Genomic DNA, 19,384 nt, shown 5'->3' on the forward strand with positions numbered 1-19,384 from the left:
GAGTTTAATGCCGTTTGTAGTCGTTATCACAGGTATACCCGGGGTTGGAAAGAGCACAATAACAAGAATTGCAATGAAGAGGGCTAGTGCGAAGTTTAGACTTCTGAACTTCGGAGATCTAATGTTCGAAGAAGCGGTAAAGGCAGGTCTGGTGAATCATAGGGATGAGATGAGAAAGCTGGATTTAACAACTCAAAAGCTGCTCCAGCTCAAGGCTGCCCGTAAGATAGCGGAGATAGCGGAGAAGGAGCCTGTGCTTTTGGATACACACTGCACAGTAAAGACACCTTTGGGCTATCTCCTTGGACTGCCCGAGGATGTCGTGAAGACCATAAACCCCAACTTCGTAGTAATAATCGAGGCTTTTCCAAGTGAAATCTTGGGCAGGAGACTCAGGGATCTAAAGAGGGATAGGGATGTTGAGACTGAGGAGCAGATAAAGAGACACCAAGATTTAAATAGGGCAGCTGCAATCGTATATGCGATGTACTCAAACGCTTTAATAAAGATCATTGAGAATCATGAGGATAAAGGTTTGGAAGAAGCTGTCGAAGAACTGGTTAAGATATTGAATTTGGCGGTGAGAGAATATGATTGAAGGCATTTACTCGGCTCTGGATAGTGTGTTTGGAAGCATGCTTATGCAGCATCCAATGGGCGTGGTTACAATATCGGGAATAATCTTGGGAGCCTTCTTCACCCTGCTAAACTACTTTCTGGTTGACCAGAGCAAGATGAAGAAGCTTCAGGAGATGAACAAAGAGTTCCAGAAGGAGTTAAAAGAAGCTCAGGCCAAGAAGGATGAGAAGAAGATGAGAAAGCTCCAGCAGAAGCAGATGGAAATGCTGAAGCTCCAGAATGAAGTTATGAAGGATTCAATGCTCAAGCCAATGCTCTTTACCCTTCCAATATTCTGGATATTCTTTGGCTGGATGAGAAGGTGGCTTACGGAGGTTGCAATAATAAAGGTTCCCTTTAAGTTCTTCCTCTTCGATTGGATCCATGGGATGTACCACTCGGCACTCCCGGCCGATGAGCTGGGTTTCTTTGGGTGGTACTTCCTTACATCAATGATAGTAAGCTCCGTCTTGAGGAAGCTGCTGGACATGGCTTAGTTAAATTTAAAAAGCCATCCGGAAAACAAAGCTTAGCAGGAGGTGTTGACATGAAGCCAATGTATAGGTCAAGGTCATGGAGGAGAAAATACGTTAGAACACCCGGAGGAAGGGTGACAATTCATTTCGAAAGAAGAAAGCCAAAGGTTGCCCACTGTGCAATGTGTGGAAGACCGCTGAACGGTATTCCAAGGGGAAGGCCAAGTGAAATAGGAAAGCTCTCAAAGACGCAGAAGAGACCCGAGAGACCCATGCCACACTTGTGCCCTGAGTGCATGCGTAAAGTTATAAAGGCTCAGGTTAGGGCTCAAATAGAAATTTAAAGCTAAAATTGGCGGATGAAAATGAAAAGGCTAGTAATTACAGTGAGCGGCTTGGCAGGGAGTGGTACAACAACATTATGCCGCAATTTAGCCAAATATTATGGCTTTAAGCATGTCTATGCAGGTTTGATATTTCGTCAGATGGCCGAAGAGATGGGAATGAGCCTACCGGAGTTCCAGGAATATGCAGAGCTGCATCCCGAGGTGGATAGAGAAGTCGATAGGCGTCAGGTAGAAGCTGCAAAAGAAGGTAATGTGATTATAGAGGGCCGTCTGGCTGGCTGGATGGTTAAAGAAGCGGATTTAAAAATATGGCTCGACGCTCCTCTGCGGGTGAGGGTTGAACGCGTGGCACGCAGGGAGAAAAAACCCTATGACATTGCCTTTATGGAGACCGTTGAGCGTGAAAAGCAGAATAAGAAAAGGTATTTAAACCTCTACAGCATCGACATAGATGACCTTTCAATTTATAACCTGGTGATTGATACCTCAAAATGGTATCCTGATGGCGTCTTCGAAATTGTGAAGGCAGCCATCGACCACCTCGTCCTCGATGGCGACGCGGGGACGGGAAAAAAGAAGGAGGTGGAATGAATGGTAGCTATTGAAGTTGGGAGAATAGGTGTTATCATAGCTGGAAGAAGGGCAGGAAAGAAGGTAGTTGTGGTTGATATAATAGACAGGAACTTCGTTTTGGTAACGGGTGCAGGGAACGGTGTTAAGAGGAGAAGGATGAACATAAAACACCTCGAGCCTCTTCCAGAGAAGATTAGCATCGAACGCAACGCCGACGACGAGACCGTCAAGGCTGCCCTTGAAGCTGCTGGAATAACACTCGAATGAGCACTTTGAATGAAACGGGCGCTTGCCCACCCTTTTTTTCAAATTGCAAATTTGTAATATAAGGAACTGGGGAAACTTATGGCTTTTAAGAGCATGCTGTTAGATGATTATTCTACAGCAACATGAATTTTCCATAAATCTTTATAAGCTTCTCTTCTTATTCCATCATATCAAGCTCATGGGTGATTCTTATGGCGAAGATTATGGCGAAGAAAAAGAAAGGGAGGCTTCCAGCCGATATTAAGAGAGAGGTTGTGGTTAAAGATGATCGGGCAGAGACCAACCCCAAGTGGGGATTTCCTCCTTATGAAAGACCGATGGATCTGCATATAAAGTATGGGGTTATTAACTTGGATAAGCCCCCAGGACCGAGCTCCCATGAGGTAGTGGCATGGGTTAAGAGGATTTTAAACTTAAATAAGGCGGGCCACGGTGGGACCCTTGATCCCAAAGTGAGCGGTATTCTCCCAACAGCCCTTGAAAACGCCACGAGGGTGGTTCAAGCCCTTTTACCGGCAGGTAAGGAGTATGTGGCTTTAATGCACCTCCACGGTAATGTTAAGAAGGAAAAAATACTTCAAGTAATGAGGGAGTTTGAAGGTGAGATAATTCAGAGGCCTCCTTTGAGGAGTGCCGTTAAAAGGAGACTGAGAACCAGAAAGGTTTACTACATTGATGTTTTGGAGATTGATGGCAAGGACGTCCTCTTCAGGGTTGGTGTCGAAGCCGGGACATACATAAGGTCGCTCATCCACCATATAGGCCTAGCTTTGGGAGTAGGCGCTCACATGGCCGAGCTTAGGAGGACGAGGAGTGGACCCTTCAAGGAGGATGAAACCCTCGTAACGCTCCACGATTTGATCGATGCCTATCACTTTTGGAAGGACGATGGAATAGAGGATTACTTTAGAAAAGCAATCCAACCAATGGAGAAAGCGGTTGAGCACTTGCCCAAGGTGTGGATTAGGGACTCAGCGGTTGCTGCCGTAACCTATGGGGCGGACCTGGCGATTCCGGGAGTTGTCAAGCTTCACAAAGGCATTAAGCGTGGCGACCTCGTGGCCATAATGACGCTCAAAGATGAGCTTGTTGCCCTTGGAAAAGCCAAGATGACCAGTGGAGAAATGTTCAATGAGAGGAAGGGTATAGCGGTTGATGTGGAGAAGGTGCTCATGCCCAGGGATTGGTATCCAAAGATGTGGTAGCACCTCTTGCAGGATAGGCACCAGCGTAAGTTAACCTTCATTTTAACGTCATTAATGATGTTTTCCCTTACCTTTTTAAACCCCTTTTCTTACTTCCCTCCATGAGCCACTACTACTCCGAAAACCCGAACGTTCCATTGAAAACGAAAACCATTGATGTTATGGTGAGGGGAGAGCGCTTTAAATTTATCACAGCGAGCGGAGTTTTTTCCTTTGGAAAGCTCGACTTAGGAACCAAGCTTCTCTTGGAGAGTGCGATTTTTAGCAGGGACTGGAAGCTTCTGGATCTCGGGTGTGGTTATGGTGTAATAGGAATAGTGGCATCGCGCTTTGTAAAAAGAGTGGTTATGGTGGATGTGAACAGGAGAGCGGTCAGCATAGCAAGGAAAAATTTAAAAATCAACAATGTGGAGAATGGGGAGGTGCGGTGGGGAAACCTTTATGAACCCGTTGCAAATGAAAGGTTCAACACAATACTAACAAATCCTCCCGTGCATGCGGGCAAAGAGGTGCTGAGGGAAATAGTTATAAATGCTCCTAAGCATCTCTACGATGGAGGCTTACTTCAGCTTGTCATTCGCACAAATCAAGGCGCAAAATATATTAAGGGTTTGATGGAGCAAACCTTTAAAGATGTGAGAGAGCTATCGAAGGGTAGCGGCTATAGAATCTATGCCGGGATAGCCTAGCCTGGGATGGCGCGGGCCTTGAGAGCCCGTGGGCGTTTGCCCACCGGGGTTCAAATCCCCGTCCCGGCGCCAAAATCCTTGAGAAGGATTAACTCGTTGGAGGTGTAATTATAATGGCAGACTTTAGACACATCGTGCGTATCGCTGGAACGGATTTGGACGGAAATAAGCAGCTTAGGTGGGCTTTAACAGGCATTAAAGGTATAGGAATAAACTTTGCAACAATGCTCTGCAGGGCAGCTGGTCTGGATCCATTCCAAAAACTCGGTTATATGAAGGACGAGGATGTTAAGAAGATAGAGGCGGTGCTAAGTGATCCCCTTGCCCATGGAATTCCCGAGTGGGCTGTTAACAGACCGAAGGACTACGAGACAGGAAGAAGCATGCACTTAATTGGAGCAAAGCTCGCCATGTACTGGAGAGAAGACTTCAACAGACTCATGAGATTGAGATCATACAGGGGTATCAGACACCAGCTTGGTCTGCCTGTTAGAGGACAGAGGACTAGGGCGCACTTTAGACACGGTGCTACTTTGGGAGTTAGTAGGAGAAGGAAGTGAGGTGGTGTAAATGGGAGACCCTAAAAGACAGAGGAAGAGGTATGAGACTCCCTCTCATCCCTGGATTAAGGAGAGGATTGATAGAGAGAAGGACATTATGCAGAAGTATGCTCTGAAGAACAAGAAGGAACTTTGGAAGCATGAGACACAGCTCAGGAACTTTAGAAGAAGGGCTAGGCGTTTGCTTGCCGCTCGTGGAAAGCAGGCTGAAGTTGAGAGGGAACAGCTCCTCCAGAGATTGAAGAGACTTGGAGTGCTTCCTCAAGAGGCACGCCTTGATGACGTCCTTTCATTAACGCTTGGGGATATCTTAGAAAGAAGACTTCAAACACTCGTCTTCAAGAGAGGTTTTGCCAGAACTCCAAGGCAAGCGAGACAGTTAATAGTTCACGGGCACATAGAGATTAACGGACAGGTTATCAGATCTCCCAGCTATCTAGTGCTCAGGGGAGAGGAAGAAACAATATCCTACGTTAAGAATTCACCATTTGCAAATGCCCAGCATCCCGAGAGGATGATGATAGAACAGGCTCAAAAGGGTGAGGCACAATGAGTGATGAGATCAACATAAAGAAAAAGGAGAAGTGGGGAGTTGCTCACATTTACTCTTCCTACAACAATACAATAATTCATATAACCGATTTGACAGGTGCTGAGACCATCTCAAAGTGCAGCGGTGGTATGGTGGTTAAAGCGGATAGGGATGAACCATCACCATATGCCGCAATGATGGCAGCTAAGAGGGCGGCGGAAGAAGCATTGGAAAAAGGCATCACCGGTGTTCACATAAAGGTCAGAGCTCCGGGAGGGAGCAAGAGCAAGACTCCAGGACCGGGTGCTCAAGCTGCTATTAGAGCTCTGGCAAGGGCGGGTCTCAGGATAGGAAGAGTTGAGGATGCCACTCCAATACCGCACGATGGTACGAGACCGAAAGGCGGTAGGAGAGGCAGAAGGGTTTGACCCTTACAACTTCTTTTTTTGGTGAGAGCGATGAAAATTAAAATTCTTAAAAGGGGAGAGGATTCGGTTCGCTTTATTATCTGGGGAGTAGATGTAGCCTTCGCAAACGCATTGAGGAGAACTATAATTGCCGAGGTTCCAACTTTTGCAATTGATGAAGTGGAGTTCTATGAGAACAATTCCGCCCTGTTTGATGAGATGATTGCACACCGCCTGGGTCTGATTCCTCTAACAACGCCTGTAGATAGATTTGAACTTGATTCGCTGGATTTGGACGAGTATACCGTGACCCTTTCACTTGAGGCTGAAGGTCCTGGCGTGGTGTACTCGGGAGATTTGAAGAGCGATGACCCCGATATTAAACCTGCAAATCCGGATATACCCATAGTCAAGCTCGCCGAAGGACAGAGGGTCATGTTTAACGCATACGCGAGGCTTGGCCGCGGAAGGGAGCATGCAAAATGGCAGCCGGGGATTGCTTACTACAAGTACTTAACTAAGATCCATGTGAGCAAGGAAGTTCCAAACTGGGAGAAATTAAAGGGCATTGCAGAGAAGAGGGAATTGCCCGTAGAAGAAAACAAAAATGAACTGATCATAATTACAGAAAAGCCGTTCTATCTCCCCAGGGAGTTTGATGAATATAAAGGAGACCTCATAAAAGAGGAGATAGTTCCGGATACCTTTGTGTTTACAGTTGAAAGCAATGGAGAAATTCCTGTGGAGCAAATCGTCAGCATCGCCCTGAAGATACTCATGAGAAAGGGCGATAAATTTATAAGCGAACTTCATAGATTAGCGGAATAGCGCGGGGGTTGCCGAGCCTGGCCAAAGGCGCGGGATTCAGGGTCCCGTCCCGTAGGGGTTCGCGGGTTCAAATCCCGTCCCCCGCACCATCACGGTTATCCCTCCCAAGACGGTGCGAGATGAAAAATGTTATGGAGGAATGCTCATGAAGAGAACGGGTCCAACTGACATTAATTTGAGAAGGCTCATAAGGTATTTAAGGAAAAAATCAAACGAAGAAAATGTTAAGATTTGGAAGGATATAGCCTGGCGCCTGGAGAAACCAAGGAGGCAGAAGGCAGAGGTTAACATTAGCAAGATAAACAGATACACCAAGGATGGTGATTTTGTCATAGTCCCCGGCAAAGTCCTGGGCGCAGGAAGAATTGATCACAAAGTAATCGTTGCAGCATGGAGCTTTAGCGAAGAAGCAAGGAACAAGATCCTGAGTGCAGGTGGGGAGGCTCTTAAGATTGAAGAGCTTATTGAGAGAAACCCCAAGGGTAGTGGAGTAATTATAATGGAGTGATGAGCCATGAGGATTATCAATGCTGAAGGACTCATATTGGGAAGAATGGCTTCAAAGGTTGCTAAAATGCTCCTTGAGGGCGAAGAGATTGTTATAGTTAATGCTGACAAGGCTATAATCACCGGAAACAAAGAGTACATCTTTGAAAAGTACAAGCGCAGAACAAGCTTCAGGTCAATCTCGAACCCGCAGAAAGGTCCATTCTATCCAAAAAGAAGTGACGAGATTGTAAGGAGAACAGTTAGGGGAATGCTCCCATGGAAGAAGGACAAAGGAAGGAAAGCCTTCAGGCACCTGAAGGTTTACGTAGGTGTTCCTAAGGAGTTCGAAGGCAAAGAGTTTGAGACAATAAGCGAGGCTCACATATCGAGACTCAAGGTTCCCAAGTTTGTTAAAGTTGGTGATGTAGCAAAGTATCTGGGTGGAAAATTCTGAGGTGATATAAATGGTCAAGGTAATCCAAACTGCTGGAAAGAGGAAGAGTGCAATTGCGAGAGCCACGATTAGAGAGGGAAAGGGTAGGATCAGGATCAACGGAAAACCCGTAGAGATAATGGAGCCCGAGATGATCCGCTTTGTTGTTATGGAACCCCTCGTATTGGCGGGAGAGGGAATAGTTAACAAGGTTGATATAGATGTTAAAGTTCAGGGTGGAGGAGTTATGGGTCAGGCCGAGGCAGCGCGCGTCGCAATCGCAAGGGCACTCGTGGAATGGACAAATGACATGGCACTGAAAGACACATACATGCAGTATGATAGGACAATGCTCGTTGGGGACTCAAGGAGAACAGAGCCACACAAACCGAACCGCTCAACAAAAGGTCCGAGAGCTAAGAGACAGAAGAGCTATCGTTGAGCCCTTTCCTTTGCTATACTTTCGAAAGATTTAAATTTAATAAATTTAAAAGGTTGAGAAGGTGTAAACATGATAGTACCCGTAAGGTGCTTCACCTGTGGCAAGGTGATAGGTGATAAATACTACATATTCAAGGAGCGTGTGGAGAAAGGTGAAGACCCGGAGAAAGTGCTGGATGATCTGGGTTTGGAGAGATACTGCTGCAGAAGAATGCTCCTGAGTCACGTTGAGCTCATAGATGATGTGATGCAGTACAAGATTTAAAAACCACATTTCTTTGGCGGGGCCGTGGGGTAGCTTGGTCCATCCTCTCGGCTTGGGGTGCCGGAAACCCGGGTTCAAATCCCGGCGGCCCCACCAAAATTTGCAAAGGTGATGGTGATGTTTAAGTACACAAGGTTTGAAAAGGCGAGGGTTGTAGGGGCAAGGGCTCTGCAGATAGCTATGGGAGCACCCGTGCTAATCGAAGTTCCGCAGGGAATAACACCCTTGGAAGCAGCCATACTGGAATTTGAAAAAGGTGTAATTCCAATCACGGTTATAAGACCGACTAGCTGAAGGTGGAGCTATGGACACGATAATAAACAACGTAATCTCAAGAATCTCGGTGCTTAAAGGGGGTAAATATTCCATAGAAGTGGATGTTATCACGCCTTCAGGATTTGGACGCTTTGCAGCCCCCCTGGAGACCAATCCAATGCTCTATCTGGTGGAAGCGTATAGAGGAGTTAGTGAAGTCGACGAAATAATAGGCCCTGAGTTAATAGGGTTCGATGCCCAGGATCAGGAGCTCATAGATAGTTACCTCTGGGAGATCGATGGAACGGAAGATCTGGGACATATTGGCGCGAATACGGCTCTGGCTATATCGATAGCTGTTGCAAAGGCGGCGGCGGTTTCGAAGGGAATCCCTCTATATCGATATATAGGAGGAACATTCAGCACGGAGATACCCGTCCCAATGGTGGAATTTGGAAGCGACGGACATTTTAAATATCTGGCAATCGTTAGGGATATAACCGAGATAAGAGACGCACTGGATGCGGCGGTCAAAATTAGGGAGCTTTCAAAGTCATATGCTCTAGAAAACATTTCAAAGGCTTCAGAAAGGGCAAGTGAGGAGCTTGGGATTGATATCGGTCTTGGACTTATCGGGCTCGAGGATATGAATCTTGAGGATCTCCTCCAGATAATCGAGAACCATAACGTGGCGTATATCAAGCCTCTGAGCTCTGAAGAGGAGGTTTACCTTGAACTCATGGCTGAAACCCATGGGGTATTCATAGACGGTGAGAACCTGTTTAAAGAGAAGGATATCCTGGACAGGCGCTACTACAATGCGCTCTCCATAAAGCCCATAAACTTTGGAACGCTCACCGATATCTATAACATAGTAAGCGATGCAAGATCAGAGAAGATAACGCCCATACTGGCGGAAGCTTCATTTGAGTCAGCCGATCCGGCTTTGGCTCATCTGGCTGTTGGGCTCAAAAGCCCGGCAGTTGTGTTGAATATTGACTCGCTCGTTAAAATAAACGAGCTCATTAGAGTCGCTGAAGAATTGGGTGAAAGAGCTAGAATAATAACTTTTGAGGGGTGAAGGAAAATGGAGGAGTATTTAGTTTCACTTGACCAGTATCTGGCAGCTGGTATCCATATCGGAACCCAGCAGAAGACAAAGGATATGGAGCGCTTTATCTACAGGGTAAGGCAAGATGGTCTCTACGTTTTGGATGTTCGGAAGACGGATGAAAGATTAAAGGTTGCCGGGAAGTTCCTGGCTAAGTTTGACCCCGAGAATATTCTCGCTGTTAGCGTCAGGCTTTACGGTCAGAAACCAGTTAAAAAATTTGGGGAAGTTACAGGAGCAAGGGCCATCCCGGGAAGATTTCTCCCAGGAACGATGACAAATCCACAGGTCAAAAACTTCATAGAGCCCGATGTCCTCATAGTTACGGATCCAAGGGCCGATCATCAGGCGGTCAAAGAGGCGAAAGAGATAGGAATTCCAATAGTTGCTCTCGTTGATACTGAGAACCTCCTGAGCTTCGTTGATCTTGCAATCCCAACAAACAACAAGGGTAGGAAGGCACTTGCTTTGGTATACTGGATACTTGCTAGAGAAGTCCTTTTCAACAGGGGTGAGATCTCAAGCAGGGAGGACTTTAAGTTTACGGTAGAAGACTTTGAGATGAGAATTATACGGGGCTAAAGCCCTCACTCTCTACTCTTTACTCTTTTTATCTTAAAGCATATAAACTTCAAATGCTATTCTCCTTTGGTGGTGTGAATGAGATATCCAGCCGTTGCGGGCACTTTCTATCCCGGGGATAAAGAGCTTTTGACAATGCTTGAGCACTTCTTTGGGGATCTGGGAGAGAGAGGAAACGAAAGAAAAATAACCGCGGGAGTTGCACCCCACGCAGGGTATGTATTTTCGGGTTTCACAGCGTCGAGGACGTTTAAGGTGATTTATGAGGATGGGCTTCCGGAGACTTTCGTTCTCTTGGGGCCTAACCATGCGGGTTTTGGCTCTCCAGTTGCGATTTATCCAAAGGGAGAATGGCTTACACCTCTTGGGAAAGTCCGTGTTGATGCTGAACTTTCAAAGGCAATTGCAAAGCACTCCACCCTCGCCGATCTGGATGACATGGCACATAAATATGAGCACTCCCTGGAAGTTCAGCTTCCCTTTATCCAGTATATATCTGAAAAAGCGGATGAGGATGTGGAGATAGTTCCCATAACTTTGAGTATTCAGGATGAAGAAGTTGCCAAGGATCTGGGAAAAGCCATATTTGAAGCCTCTCAGGAGCTGGGAAGGGACATCGTCGTCATAGCCAGTACGGATATGATACACTACGGATATGCATATGGCTACATGCCATTTAGAGCGAGGGGTGGGGATTTACTGGGTAGGATAAAAGAGTGGGACTTCAGGATAATAAGACAAATCCTGAACCTGGATTATAGAGAAATGTTTAAAGAACTTAGAGAGATGAATCACACAATGTGCGGCCCCGGAGGGGTTGCTGCAGCGATAGTTTATTCCCGTTTGGCAGGAGCTGTTGAAGCAGAGCTTTTACACTATACGACAAGCTATGAAGTGAGCAGGAGCACGGATGCTATAGTTGGCTATGCATCCATCGTGATCAAGAAGTAGCAAATATTTTAACCCCTAACCCCTATCTTCCCTTAACTTTTGGAGGGTTGGAAATGAGAGTTTTAGCATCTGCACCTGCTAAGATCATACTCTTTGGAGAACACAGCGTTGTTTATGGAAAACCCGCTATTGCAGCAGCTATTGATTTAAGGACTTATGTTTGGGCATCATTCAATGAGAAGAAAGCCATTAAAATTGAAGCAAAGGATATCAAAGTCCCGGGCCTAACTGTATCTTTCTCGGAGAATGAGATTTACTTTGAGAGCGATTATGGACGGGCTGCGGAAGTTTTGAGCTATGTGAGACAGGCTATTGAACTTGTTAAAGAAGAAGCGGATAGAGAAGATAGGGGAATTACGGTCTCAATAACCTCCCAGATTCCCGTGGGAGCTGGACTTGGCTCATCGGCAGCCGTGGCAGTGGCTACGATAGGAGCTGTTTCGAGATTGCTCGGACTTGAGCTTACGCCCTCAGAGGTTGGTAAGCTCGGTCATAAAGTGGAACTCCTCGTCCAAGGTGCTTCAAGTGGAATAGACCCAACGGTTTCAGCCGTTGGAGGTTTCTTGTACTACCAAAAAGGTTCCTTTGAAGAGCTACCTGTTCTGGAACTTCCAATAGTGGTGGGTTATACAGGGACAAGCGGGAGCACAAAAGAGCTCGTTTCAAAGGTCAGAAGAAATCTAGAGGAAATGCCCGATATAATGGAGCCCATAATAAGCTCAATGGGGAAAGTTGTTGAGAGGGCAAGGGAGATAATCCTTTCTGACTATGATAGAGATATAAAATTTAAGCTCCTTGGAAAGCTTATGAATATAAATCACGGGCTTCTGGATGCCATTGGAGTTTCGACAAAGAGTTTGAGTGATCTGGTCTATGCATCCAGAGAAGCAGGAGCGATAGGGGCTAAAATCACGGGTGCTGGTGGGGGTGGATGCATGTATGCTCTAGCACCAAGCAAGCAGAGTGAAGTGGCAACGGCAATAAAAATAGGTGGGGGAATGCCACTCATAACAAAGATAAGCCGCGAGGGAGTCAGGATTGAGGATATTACATAGTAATGTTCGTTTTTGTTCATTCTTTTACTCAGGTCTCTTTTGGCTAATGGGGTTCTTGAAGACACGGTTAGAAGGTAATAACTCCACGAGAGGAAAATTGTGATGGATTACAACTAGTAAAAGAAAAATTTATAAGTTTCCAGGTCAAAAGTATTATTGCAGTGTTTAGTAGGAGGTGGACAAATGAAAAAACTGCTTGCACTGCTTGTTGGATTGATAATAATCGGAACAACAGCAGGGATTGCAAGGGCCGCAGATACTACAAAAATCCCAGAATATGCTCTCTACATAGAGGAAAAACCCGTGAAAATCATAGAAAAGGACGGAATAATCACCATAGCGAATGCAGAAGGGATAAACAAGAAAATATTGATTGAACAAATAAGAAGGCAAATAGCGATGAGACATATGGAAGATATAACAAGTAAAGCAAATACTCCTCTTGCTCTTGTTGCAGATACAAAAAGTGATGCAGATGGGAATCAAAGACCAATAACCCTCCCCGCAGTGGGAGAAGTTTACATTGGAGCATATGCTGAAGAAACAGTGCGTAGGGAGGCATATTGGTCCGGAGATTATGTGCTTGTGGAAGGATACACAGATGCTATGTCATGGAGAGAATTAGATGAGGTGTATTGGGAAGGATATAATGCAGACGAAATATCAATGGGGGTGGAGATTACGTTTTATACTACTAAACTAAATGCAGATATAACAATTTCCAAACCTCCTGGGTTTACATTGAGTACCCAATCCGGTTCAATCACAATAAGCAAGACCTTCCATGCTTTTGACACATATTACCTTGGATACGACTTTGGGAGTGGTAGTAGAGAAGTATCTGCAGAAACTCATGATGGATCAAGAGTTTTTAAGGTGTCTACACATGCCAGCAATGATTTTTATTTTGGAACTCATACGTGGTATGGAGTTGGAGCCACAGCTTCAGTATCTTTTTAAGGGGGGATAATGGTGGGCACAGGGAGAGCTATTCCCTTCATTTTAATTCTTTTAGTTGTGAATTCGGCCATTTCGGGCTGTATTTCTGAGTCCCTCCCCAAAGAGACGGCAACAAAGGAACCCCAAACATGCCAGAAAACAAATTCGATGAAACCCCTTAATCTCTCCGATTTTTTAGAAGATCAATGGATAAATATGACCTTACGACGCTTATACCTCGGACAGACCACCGACGGCGGTTTTCTCGATGACCCTATTCTAATTCAGCCCTATATTGATTCTACATACTATTTTATCAGTGCATTATCCTTAATAAATGAAAGTCCACATAATAAGGAAAGGACGATAAAATGGTTGCATCTCAACGAGAACAACTTTTTCCAGAATGTATCGAAATATCCCGATGAGCTGGGTGGAATTTACTTCGGCGTGATGAGTTTAAAATTGTTAAATGAAACTCCCCATAACCGGAATGAGATCATTAAGAGAGTACTCTCATACAGACAGAAAAACGGGAAGTTCACATGCAATGGGATGGATTGTACATGGATGGCACTGAAAACACTCGTTGCGTTAAACTATACAAAGGCAGGGAACTGGACTCTCGAAGAGTGGTATTCATTAAGGCCTCCGGAGAGATATAATTTTAAACAGGTTGTTGAATATATATCCTCCTTTTACCATACTGTGGAGACACTTGAGATGATGGGGATTGACTATAAAATGCTTAAAACCTATGAGGAAAAGAAGGACTTTATACAGAACATATCCCAAGACCTGATTTCACATTTAAATCCGAGGGCACCTCTTTTTTATGTTGCTTATGTGGCGGGAGTGCTTAATAAAACGGGACTCTTAGATAGTGAATCCAGGGACATTATTTACAGGACATTAGAAGAAAGAAAACTTGATGATGGTGGATATCATATCTTTGGGGATAATTATGGAGAGCATCAGGGCACTTATTTTGCCATAATGGCTTTGATTATGATTGGAGAAGAGCCTGATCGGGATACCCTTGAGTTTATCCATAATAGGGAATCTCCTTTTGGAGGTTTTATATTTCCCCAGAAATTGAAAACCAATCCTATTGAAACTTATAAAACCGTGTATATCCTGAAGACACTGGGGGGTGATATTGATAGGATTAAACTCAAAGACTATCTCGATAAAGAGCTCTCCAGAGCAAACGATCCGAAAACACTGTGGAGCATATATGATAGTTATAAGCTGGCTGGAATTGAGCTGGATAAAAATAAGTGGGAATATTTTCGAAATATGACAGTATTCCTCTTAGAGAAGTATCTTAAAAATCCGGACATTATAACGAATGATCCTGTACACATGGAGCATTTCATACTGCTTTTAGACCTCGGCAAAAAGCTTAATGTAATTGTAGAGAATGGAACTAGGAGAGATATTGCGGATAAGCTGCTTGAGTACAGAGAAAAAGACGGCAGTTTTAAGCATAATTTAGAGTTCACGGCATACTCCGTTATCTTACTTAACGAACTGGGATACGAATATTGTGATCAAAAGACCATAGCATGGTTGCAAAACCAGCAAACAGAAGGAGGTTGGGGAGCTCCGGATTTGTATAGTACTGAGTTAGTAATCGAAGCATTAACTTCTATGGGTGCAGTTCCCAGAGACATTGATGGGCTTTTAAAGTTCCTTAAAGATATTCAATGCCCTTATGGTGAATTTGACATGTCATATGGTTCAAAAAATAGCTATGTGTGTGGAGACTCCTATGCTACATATCTTGCGCTGAGAATATTAGAGATGCTCTCTCTTCATGATCAATCTTCAAAACTGCTATAAATCCTTAAATTTATTGTTTATTTGGTGTTTGCAATGATAATCATCAAGCTCGGTGGCAGTGTCATAAGTGACAAAAAAGCTCCCTATTCCTTCAACAAGGACATCGTTAAAGGAATAGCGAAAGAAATTGCCGGCTTTTATCCAGGGGAGGGCTTTATCCTTGTCCACGGCGGCGGCAGCTTTGGACACCCAAATGCGAAGGAATATCGCGTTAGGGAAGGCCTTACTAACGATGTGGAGCGCAAGAGGATAGGCTTCTCAAAGACCCACCAAGCGATGCTGAAGCTCAACGACTTGATAATCAATGTTTTCCTTGAAGAAGGACTGCCCGCTTACTCTGTCTCGTCTTCTTCGATATTCATGATAGAGAAAGGTGATATAATCTACGGAGAGCTTGAGGTTTTGAGGAAGCTCCTTGAGAAGGACTTTATTCCAATTTTGTTCGGAGACACAGCAATAGCTCTTGAAAAGGGGATAGACATCCTCTCTGGAGACCAGATAGTCAGCTATCTAGCGAAGATGCTCAAGCCGAGCAAAGTTATATTCCTTATGGATGTTGACGGAATCTACAACAAAAACCCAAAGGAAGAGGATGCTAAGCTTATAGAAGAGCTCAGCAGTGAAGGGATTGAGCATCTCCTCAAAAGCTCAGAATCCTCAGGAATTGATGTTACGGGGGGAATTGGGAATAAACTCCGCGAAGCCCTCAAGATTTCTAGCTATTCGGAGGTTTACTTCATAAACGGGAAAGTTAGGGGTAACCTGATCAAAGCACTTAAAGGGGAAAAGGTTGGAACTGCAATTAAGAGGTGATTTCATGTTTGATAAAGAAGAGCTCACTGTCATAAGGAAGTTTGAGCATATAGAGCACTGTTTAAAGAAGCAGGTTGAAGCTCATGTGAGCACTCAATTTGAGAATATACACTTTGTCCACATGTCATTGCCTGAAATAGATAAGGACGAGATTGATCTAAGTGTAGAGCTCCTTGGAAGGAAATTTGATTACCCGATAATGATTGCGGGAATGACCGGAGGAACTAAAGGTTCGCAGCTTGCGGGGAAGATAAACAAGACCTTAGCTAAAGCTGCCCAGGAGCTCAACATTCCAATGGGTGTTGGGAGCCAGAGAGCGATGATAAGGAAGCCTGAGACCTGGGAAAGCTACTACGTTAGAGATGTAGCCCCCGATATTTTCCTCGTTGGCAACTTGGGTGCACCCCAGTTTTCCGAAACAATCCCAAATCGCTATGGTATTGATGAAGCCCTCAAAGCTGTCGAGACAATACAAGCTGATGCTTTGGCATTTCACATGAATCCTCTCCAAGAGAGTGTCCAACCAGAAGGAGATACCCAGTACAGGGGCGTTTTGAATGCTTTGGCCGAGCTTAAGAGTGAGTTTCCTTATCCAATAATAGCGAAGGAGACCGGTGCGGGCGTTTCTAAAGAAGTTGCTGTAAAACTTGAGAGCATTGGCATCGATGCAATAGATGTTGGAGGTCTTGGTGGGACTTCATGGAGCGGTGTGGAGTATTATAGGGCGAGGGATGAAAAGAGTAGAAACCTTGCATTTAGGTTCTGGGACTGGGGAATTCCCACGGCATTAAGTGTTGCAGAAGTTAGATATGCGACTGATCTACCAATAATAAGCACGGGGGGAATCAGAGATGGCATAATGATCGCAAAAGCCTTAGCTTTGGGAGCAAACTTAGCCGGAATTGCCTTACCCTTGCTTAAGCCTGCCGTAAAAGGAGATGTTGATGGAGTTGTAAACATACTCAGACGTTATATAGAAGAACTCAGAAATACAATGTTCCTCGTCGGTGCAAGGAATGTGGATGAGCTTAGGAAGGTGCCTCTCGTGGTTACAGGCTTTGCGAGGGAGTGGCTTGAGCAGAGGATAGAGTTATGGGAGTTTCTAAGGGAGGGGAGAAGGGTTCTTTGACTTTTCTTATATTTGCTAATGCACACATTTTTAAACCCTCCCATCAAGTATAGCATAACCCGATGGGGTTCCGCCTCATCACTTAAAGGGCCGAGGCCGACAGAAGTCCGCCTCAACACAAATTTACGGAGGAAATAAAATGATAAAGGTCTATACACTGGGCGGTTATGAGGAAGTAGGTAAAAACATGACCGCCATTGAATATGAGAACGAGGTTGTAATAATTGATATGGGAATTCGTCTTGATAGAGTTCTCATCCATGAGGATGTCAACTTTCAGCAAATGAACTCCAAGGAGCTTAGGAGATTGGGAGCAATTCCAGATGACACAGCTCTAAGGGACAAGAATGTCGTGGCAATTGCACTCTCACACGGTCATCTGGATCACATTGGGGCAATAACGAAGCTTGCACCTCATTATCCAAATGTTCCCCTCTATGGAACGCCATACACAATAAAGCTAGCCAAAAATGAAGCTAGAAGCGAGAGATATTTTGAGGTTAAGAATCCAATGTACGAGACACAATATGGAGAGATAGTTCAGGTCAGTGAGAACCTGGCTATAGAATTTGTTCAAATCACACATTCAATCCCTCAATCAGCCATGGTTGTGGTGCACACCCCCGAAGGAGCGGTGGTCTATGCGTGTGACTACAAGTTTGACAACCACAACCCTCTCGGTGAAAAACCCGATTACAAACGTTTAAAAGAACTCGGCAAAGAAGGGGTTAAAGTTTTACTTGGAGAATCCACACGCGTGGCACAGCCCACAAAGACTCCAAGCGAGACTGTGGCAAAAATGCTCCTTGAAGATTTCTTCTACTATGATGGGATGGATGCGGATGGTCTCGTGGCGACGACCTTTGCATCCCATATAGCTCGTCTTCAGGAGCTCATAGAGATAGCCAATAACATGGGGAGACAGGCTGTCCTGATAGGCCGCTCTCTCTCAAAGTACACGGGCATCGCAAAGCAGCTTGGCTTGATAAAGATGAAAGGGGCCAAAGCTGTTAGAAGTCCCGCTGCAGTTCAGAAGACTCTTAGAGAAGTGTCTCAAGCTAGGGATAAATACCTCCTAATAGTGACGGGACATCAGGGAGAGCCGGGTGCAGTTTTGACTAGAATGGCGAATGGTGAGATGTACGACCTTGGAGAGAGGGATACCGTAGTGTTCTCAGCGGGGGTTATTCCAAATCCACTGAATGTTGCTCAAAGATATGCCCTTGAAACGAAGCTTGGAATGCGGAATGTAAGACTCGTCAAGGATCTCCATGTTTCAGGGCACGCCTCTAGAGAAGATCATCGCTATTTGATTAGACTTTTAAACCCTGAGAACATAATACCAGCACATGGAGATTTTAGAATGCTCACCCATTATGCCGAGCTTGCCGAAGAGGAAGGTTATTTAATAGGTAGGGATGTATTTGTCTCAAGAAATGGGTATATGGTCAGCATCAAGGGGTGATAATATGAGATTCGATTCACTCTTCAAAGCCATGAAGGAGAAAGCCGGGATCGTTGATGGTGCCATATTTGAGCTCATCCCCGAGAATGAGCCCAAAGAGCTCTATGATGCGGCAAGGCACTATCCTCTTGCTGGCGGGAAAAGAGTAAGGCCTTTCGTTGTGCTGAGTGCAGCAGAGGCCGTGGGAGGAAAGTGGGAGGATGCATTATATGGTGCAGCTGCCGTTGAGCTCCTCCATAACTACTCCCTCGTTCATGATGACATAATGGACATGGATGAAAAGAGACGCGGAAAGCCAACGGTGCATAAGGTATGGGGCATCAACATGGCAATTCTTGCAGGCGATCTACTCTTTTCAAAGGTCTTCGAGGCGATAGCTAGGATACCAATAGAACCTTCTAAAGTCATAAGAATACTCGACTACATGGCAAAAACATCAAATGAGCTCTGTGAAGGGCAGGCAATGGATATAGAGTTCGAGACGAGGGGCGATGTTACGGTTGAGGAGTATATGAAGATGATAAGCGGTAAGACAGGGGCGTTGATAGATGCCTCTGCGACCATTGGGGCAATCATTGGAACGGACAATGAGGAGTATATACAAGCGCTCTCAAGATATGGACGAAACGTGGGAATAGCCTTCCAGATATGGGATGACGTTCTAGATTTGATAGCGGACGAAGAGAAACTCGGAAAGCCGGTTGGAAGCGACATAAGAAAGGGTAAGAGGACGATAATAGTGGCCCATTTCCTTGAGCATGCGAGTGAAGAGGACAAAAAAGAGTTCTTCAAGGTCTTTGGAAAATATGCGGGTGATGTAAAGGGAGAAGGAGTTATAAATGAAGATATTCAAGAGGAAGTTAAAAAGGCAATAAATCTCCTTAAAAAGTACGGAAGCATTGACTATGCTGCAAAGCTCGCCAAAAATTTAGCCAATGAAGCGAAGGGAGCCCTCAAAGTGCTCCCAGAGAGTGAAGCAAGGAAGAACTTAGAGCTCTTGGCGGACTTCATTGTCGAGAGGGAGTATTAGGGTTTAGCTAAAAGCCATCCCACCGGCGGATGCTCCGCTCCTCCCTTCCACTTTTCATATGCTCTATCCCAGCGTTCTA

The 19,384-nt window shown here is 45.0% G+C and carries 26 protein-coding genes and 3 tRNA genes; all 29 read left to right on the forward strand.

From position 1 onward, the window contains the following. Positions 1-7: 7 nt before the first annotated feature. The gene (locus tag ACXJGZ_RS01110; RefSeq protein ID WP_293256746.1) at positions 8-598 is read left to right on the forward strand and encodes an adenylate kinase; all 591 of its coding nucleotides are present in this window, start codon (positions 8-10) and stop codon (positions 596-598) included. After that, positions 591-1,115, forward strand: a complete 525-nt coding sequence (locus ACXJGZ_RS01115; RefSeq protein WP_293256749.1) for an EMC3/TMCO1 family protein — start codon at positions 591-593, stop codon at positions 1,113-1,115. Before ACXJGZ_RS01110 ends, ACXJGZ_RS01115 begins: the two co-directional genes overlap by 8 nt. A gap of 50 nt (positions 1,116-1,165) precedes the next feature. Next, on the forward strand, positions 1,166-1,438 hold the full coding sequence (locus ACXJGZ_RS01120; protein ID WP_293256751.1) for a 50S ribosomal protein L34e: 273 nt from the start codon (positions 1,166-1,168) through the stop codon (positions 1,436-1,438). Between the two features lie 15 nt (positions 1,439-1,453). Further along, entirely contained in the window at positions 1,454-2,032 is a 579-nt protein-coding gene (gene cmk / locus ACXJGZ_RS01125; RefSeq protein ID WP_456321778.1) for a (d)CMP kinase, read from the forward strand. After that, entirely contained in the window at positions 2,033-2,281 is a 249-nt protein-coding gene (locus ACXJGZ_RS01130) for a 50S ribosomal protein L14e (protein WP_456397862.1), read from the forward strand. It abuts the gene before it with no gap. A 203-nt stretch (positions 2,282-2,484) separates the two neighbouring features. Beyond that, positions 2,485-3,486: an RNA-guided pseudouridylation complex pseudouridine synthase subunit Cbf5 gene (locus ACXJGZ_RS01135; protein ID WP_456397966.1), complete on the forward strand. Its 1,002-nt coding sequence runs from the start codon at positions 2,485-2,487 to the stop codon at positions 3,484-3,486. A 101-nt stretch (positions 3,487-3,587) separates the two neighbouring features. Then, complete coding sequence (locus tag ACXJGZ_RS01140) at positions 3,588-4,175, forward strand: class I SAM-dependent methyltransferase (RefSeq protein WP_293256759.1); 588 nt, start codon at positions 3,588-3,590, stop codon at positions 4,173-4,175. Beyond that, a tRNA-Ser gene (locus ACXJGZ_RS01145) sits at positions 4,161-4,247 on the forward strand. The genes ACXJGZ_RS01140 and ACXJGZ_RS01145 overlap by 15 nt, the downstream gene beginning before the upstream one ends. Positions 4,248-4,288: 41 nt before the next feature. Continuing rightward, positions 4,289-4,735: a 30S ribosomal protein S13 gene (locus ACXJGZ_RS01150; RefSeq protein WP_293256761.1), complete on the forward strand. Its 447-nt coding sequence runs from the start codon at positions 4,289-4,291 to the stop codon at positions 4,733-4,735. 10 nt (positions 4,736-4,745) lie between these two features. Next, positions 4,746-5,288 (forward strand): 30S ribosomal protein S4, encoded by a 543-nt coding sequence (locus ACXJGZ_RS01155; protein ID WP_293256763.1) that lies wholly within the window; start codon positions 4,746-4,748, stop codon positions 5,286-5,288. After that, positions 5,285-5,695, forward strand: coding sequence for a 30S ribosomal protein S11 (locus tag ACXJGZ_RS01160; protein WP_293256766.1), 411 nt, complete (start codon positions 5,285-5,287; stop codon positions 5,693-5,695). Before ACXJGZ_RS01155 ends, ACXJGZ_RS01160 begins: the two co-directional genes overlap by 4 nt. Positions 5,696-5,725: 30 nt before the next feature. Further along, positions 5,726-6,502, forward strand: coding sequence for a DNA-directed RNA polymerase subunit D (locus tag ACXJGZ_RS01165; RefSeq protein WP_456397865.1), 777 nt, complete (start codon positions 5,726-5,728; stop codon positions 6,500-6,502). A gap of 1 nt (position 6,503) precedes the next feature. Next, a tRNA-Leu gene (locus ACXJGZ_RS01170) sits at positions 6,504-6,591 on the forward strand. 56 nt (positions 6,592-6,647) lie between these two features. Then, positions 6,648-7,010 carry a 50S ribosomal protein L18e gene (locus ACXJGZ_RS01175; protein WP_456321775.1) on the forward strand — a complete coding sequence of 121 codons (363 nt, stop codon included), beginning with the start codon at positions 6,648-6,650 and terminating at the stop codon, positions 7,008-7,010. Between the two features lie 6 nt (positions 7,011-7,016). Next, positions 7,017-7,445, forward strand: coding sequence for a 50S ribosomal protein L13 (locus tag ACXJGZ_RS01180; RefSeq protein WP_456321774.1), 429 nt, complete (start codon positions 7,017-7,019; stop codon positions 7,443-7,445). Between the two features lie 10 nt (positions 7,446-7,455). Continuing rightward, a complete protein-coding gene (locus ACXJGZ_RS01185; RefSeq protein WP_456321773.1) occupies positions 7,456-7,866 on the forward strand; it encodes a 30S ribosomal protein S9 in 411 nt (136 codons plus the stop codon). A gap of 69 nt (positions 7,867-7,935) precedes the next feature. Further along, complete coding sequence (locus ACXJGZ_RS01190) at positions 7,936-8,130, forward strand: DNA-directed RNA polymerase subunit N (RefSeq protein ID WP_293255185.1); 195 nt, start codon at positions 7,936-7,938, stop codon at positions 8,128-8,130. An 18-nt stretch (positions 8,131-8,148) separates the two neighbouring features. Further along, positions 8,149-8,226 (forward strand) — tRNA-Pro (locus ACXJGZ_RS01195). 21 nt (positions 8,227-8,247) lie between these two features. After that, positions 8,248-8,424: a DNA-directed RNA polymerase subunit K gene (locus tag ACXJGZ_RS01200; RefSeq protein ID WP_293255191.1), complete on the forward strand. Its 177-nt coding sequence runs from the start codon at positions 8,248-8,250 to the stop codon at positions 8,422-8,424. Between the two features lie 10 nt (positions 8,425-8,434). Then, positions 8,435-9,466, forward strand: coding sequence for a hypothetical protein (locus ACXJGZ_RS01205; RefSeq protein WP_293255182.1), 1,032 nt, complete (start codon positions 8,435-8,437; stop codon positions 9,464-9,466). Between the two features lie 6 nt (positions 9,467-9,472). Then, positions 9,473-10,078: a 30S ribosomal protein S2 gene (gene rpsB, locus ACXJGZ_RS01210; RefSeq protein ID WP_293255179.1), complete on the forward strand. Its 606-nt coding sequence runs from the start codon at positions 9,473-9,475 to the stop codon at positions 10,076-10,078. Between the two features lie 78 nt (positions 10,079-10,156). Continuing rightward, on the forward strand, positions 10,157-11,029 hold the full coding sequence (locus ACXJGZ_RS01215) for an MEMO1 family protein (protein WP_456321772.1): 873 nt from the start codon (positions 10,157-10,159) through the stop codon (positions 11,027-11,029). Between the two features lie 53 nt (positions 11,030-11,082). After that, positions 11,083-12,084 carry a mevalonate kinase gene (locus ACXJGZ_RS01220; RefSeq protein WP_456326290.1) on the forward strand — a complete coding sequence of 334 codons (1,002 nt, stop codon included), beginning with the start codon at positions 11,083-11,085 and terminating at the stop codon, positions 12,082-12,084. Positions 12,085-12,267: 183 nt separating this feature from the next. Next, positions 12,268-13,044, forward strand: a complete 777-nt coding sequence (locus ACXJGZ_RS01225) for a hypothetical protein (protein ID WP_456326291.1) — start codon at positions 12,268-12,270, stop codon at positions 13,042-13,044. Between the two features lie 9 nt (positions 13,045-13,053). After that, a complete protein-coding gene (locus ACXJGZ_RS01230; RefSeq protein WP_456397870.1) occupies positions 13,054-14,868 on the forward strand; it encodes a prenyltransferase/squalene oxidase repeat-containing protein in 1,815 nt (604 codons plus the stop codon). A 33-nt stretch (positions 14,869-14,901) separates the two neighbouring features. Beyond that, positions 14,902-15,681 (forward strand): isopentenyl phosphate kinase, encoded by a 780-nt coding sequence (locus tag ACXJGZ_RS01235; RefSeq protein ID WP_456397872.1) that lies wholly within the window; start codon positions 14,902-14,904, stop codon positions 15,679-15,681. Between the two features lie 4 nt (positions 15,682-15,685). Continuing rightward, complete coding sequence (gene fni / locus ACXJGZ_RS01240; protein WP_456320836.1) at positions 15,686-16,810, forward strand: type 2 isopentenyl-diphosphate Delta-isomerase; 1,125 nt, start codon at positions 15,686-15,688, stop codon at positions 16,808-16,810. Between the two features lie 139 nt (positions 16,811-16,949). Then, entirely contained in the window at positions 16,950-18,275 is a 1,326-nt protein-coding gene (locus ACXJGZ_RS01245; protein ID WP_293256090.1) for an RNase J family beta-CASP ribonuclease, read from the forward strand. A gap of 4 nt (positions 18,276-18,279) precedes the next feature. Further along, positions 18,280-19,305, forward strand: a complete 1,026-nt coding sequence (locus tag ACXJGZ_RS01250; RefSeq protein ID WP_456397874.1) for a polyprenyl synthetase family protein — start codon at positions 18,280-18,282, stop codon at positions 19,303-19,305. Positions 19,306-19,384 lie beyond the last annotated feature (79 nt).

Source organism: Palaeococcus sp. (in: euryarchaeotes) (assembly GCF_053987695.1).

Coding starts and splice junctions, on each gene's coding strand:
- fni (WP_456320836.1), top strand. CDS start 15,686: ATGTTTGATAAAGAAGAGCTCACTGTCATAAGGAAGTTTGAGCATATA.
- ACXJGZ_RS01155 (WP_293256763.1), top strand. CDS start 4,746: ATGGGAGACCCTAAAAGACAGAGGAAGAGGTATGAGACTCCCTCTCAT.
- ACXJGZ_RS01130 (WP_456397862.1), top strand. CDS start 2,033: ATGGTAGCTATTGAAGTTGGGAGAATAGGTGTTATCATAGCTGGAAGA.
- ACXJGZ_RS01180 (WP_456321774.1), top strand. CDS start 7,017: ATGAGGATTATCAATGCTGAAGGACTCATATTGGGAAGAATGGCTTCA.
- ACXJGZ_RS01235 (WP_456397872.1), top strand. CDS start 14,902: ATGATAATCATCAAGCTCGGTGGCAGTGTCATAAGTGACAAAAAAGCT.
- ACXJGZ_RS01150 (WP_293256761.1), top strand. CDS start 4,289: ATGGCAGACTTTAGACACATCGTGCGTATCGCTGGAACGGATTTGGAC.
- cmk (WP_456321778.1), top strand. CDS start 1,454: ATGAAAATGAAAAGGCTAGTAATTACAGTGAGCGGCTTGGCAGGGAGT.
- ACXJGZ_RS01120 (WP_293256751.1), top strand. CDS start 1,166: ATGAAGCCAATGTATAGGTCAAGGTCATGGAGGAGAAAATACGTTAGA.
- ACXJGZ_RS01115 (WP_293256749.1), top strand. CDS start 591: ATGATTGAAGGCATTTACTCGGCTCTGGATAGTGTGTTTGGAAGCATG.
- ACXJGZ_RS01215 (WP_456321772.1), top strand. CDS start 10,157: ATGAGATATCCAGCCGTTGCGGGCACTTTCTATCCCGGGGATAAAGAG.
- ACXJGZ_RS01245 (WP_293256090.1), top strand. CDS start 16,950: ATGATAAAGGTCTATACACTGGGCGGTTATGAGGAAGTAGGTAAAAAC.
- rpsB (WP_293255179.1), top strand. CDS start 9,473: ATGGAGGAGTATTTAGTTTCACTTGACCAGTATCTGGCAGCTGGTATC.
- ACXJGZ_RS01175 (WP_456321775.1), top strand. CDS start 6,648: ATGAAGAGAACGGGTCCAACTGACATTAATTTGAGAAGGCTCATAAGG.
- ACXJGZ_RS01135 (WP_456397966.1), top strand. CDS start 2,485: ATGGCGAAGAAAAAGAAAGGGAGGCTTCCAGCCGATATTAAGAGAGAG.
- ACXJGZ_RS01165 (WP_456397865.1), top strand. CDS start 5,726: ATGAAAATTAAAATTCTTAAAAGGGGAGAGGATTCGGTTCGCTTTATT.
- ACXJGZ_RS01205 (WP_293255182.1), top strand. CDS start 8,435: ATGGACACGATAATAAACAACGTAATCTCAAGAATCTCGGTGCTTAAA.
- ACXJGZ_RS01160 (WP_293256766.1), top strand. CDS start 5,285: ATGAGTGATGAGATCAACATAAAGAAAAAGGAGAAGTGGGGAGTTGCT.
- ACXJGZ_RS01140 (WP_293256759.1), top strand. CDS start 3,588: ATGAGCCACTACTACTCCGAAAACCCGAACGTTCCATTGAAAACGAAA.
- ACXJGZ_RS01250 (WP_456397874.1), top strand. CDS start 18,280: ATGAGATTCGATTCACTCTTCAAAGCCATGAAGGAGAAAGCCGGGATC.
- ACXJGZ_RS01230 (WP_456397870.1), top strand. CDS start 13,054: ATGGTGGGCACAGGGAGAGCTATTCCCTTCATTTTAATTCTTTTAGTT.
- ACXJGZ_RS01220 (WP_456326290.1), top strand. CDS start 11,083: ATGAGAGTTTTAGCATCTGCACCTGCTAAGATCATACTCTTTGGAGAA.
- ACXJGZ_RS01225 (WP_456326291.1), top strand. CDS start 12,268: ATGAAAAAACTGCTTGCACTGCTTGTTGGATTGATAATAATCGGAACA.
- ACXJGZ_RS01200 (WP_293255191.1), top strand. CDS start 8,248: ATGTTTAAGTACACAAGGTTTGAAAAGGCGAGGGTTGTAGGGGCAAGG.
- ACXJGZ_RS01110 (WP_293256746.1), top strand. CDS start 8: ATGCCGTTTGTAGTCGTTATCACAGGTATACCCGGGGTTGGAAAGAGC.
- ACXJGZ_RS01190 (WP_293255185.1), top strand. CDS start 7,936: ATGATAGTACCCGTAAGGTGCTTCACCTGTGGCAAGGTGATAGGTGAT.
- ACXJGZ_RS01185 (WP_456321773.1), top strand. CDS start 7,456: ATGGTCAAGGTAATCCAAACTGCTGGAAAGAGGAAGAGTGCAATTGCG.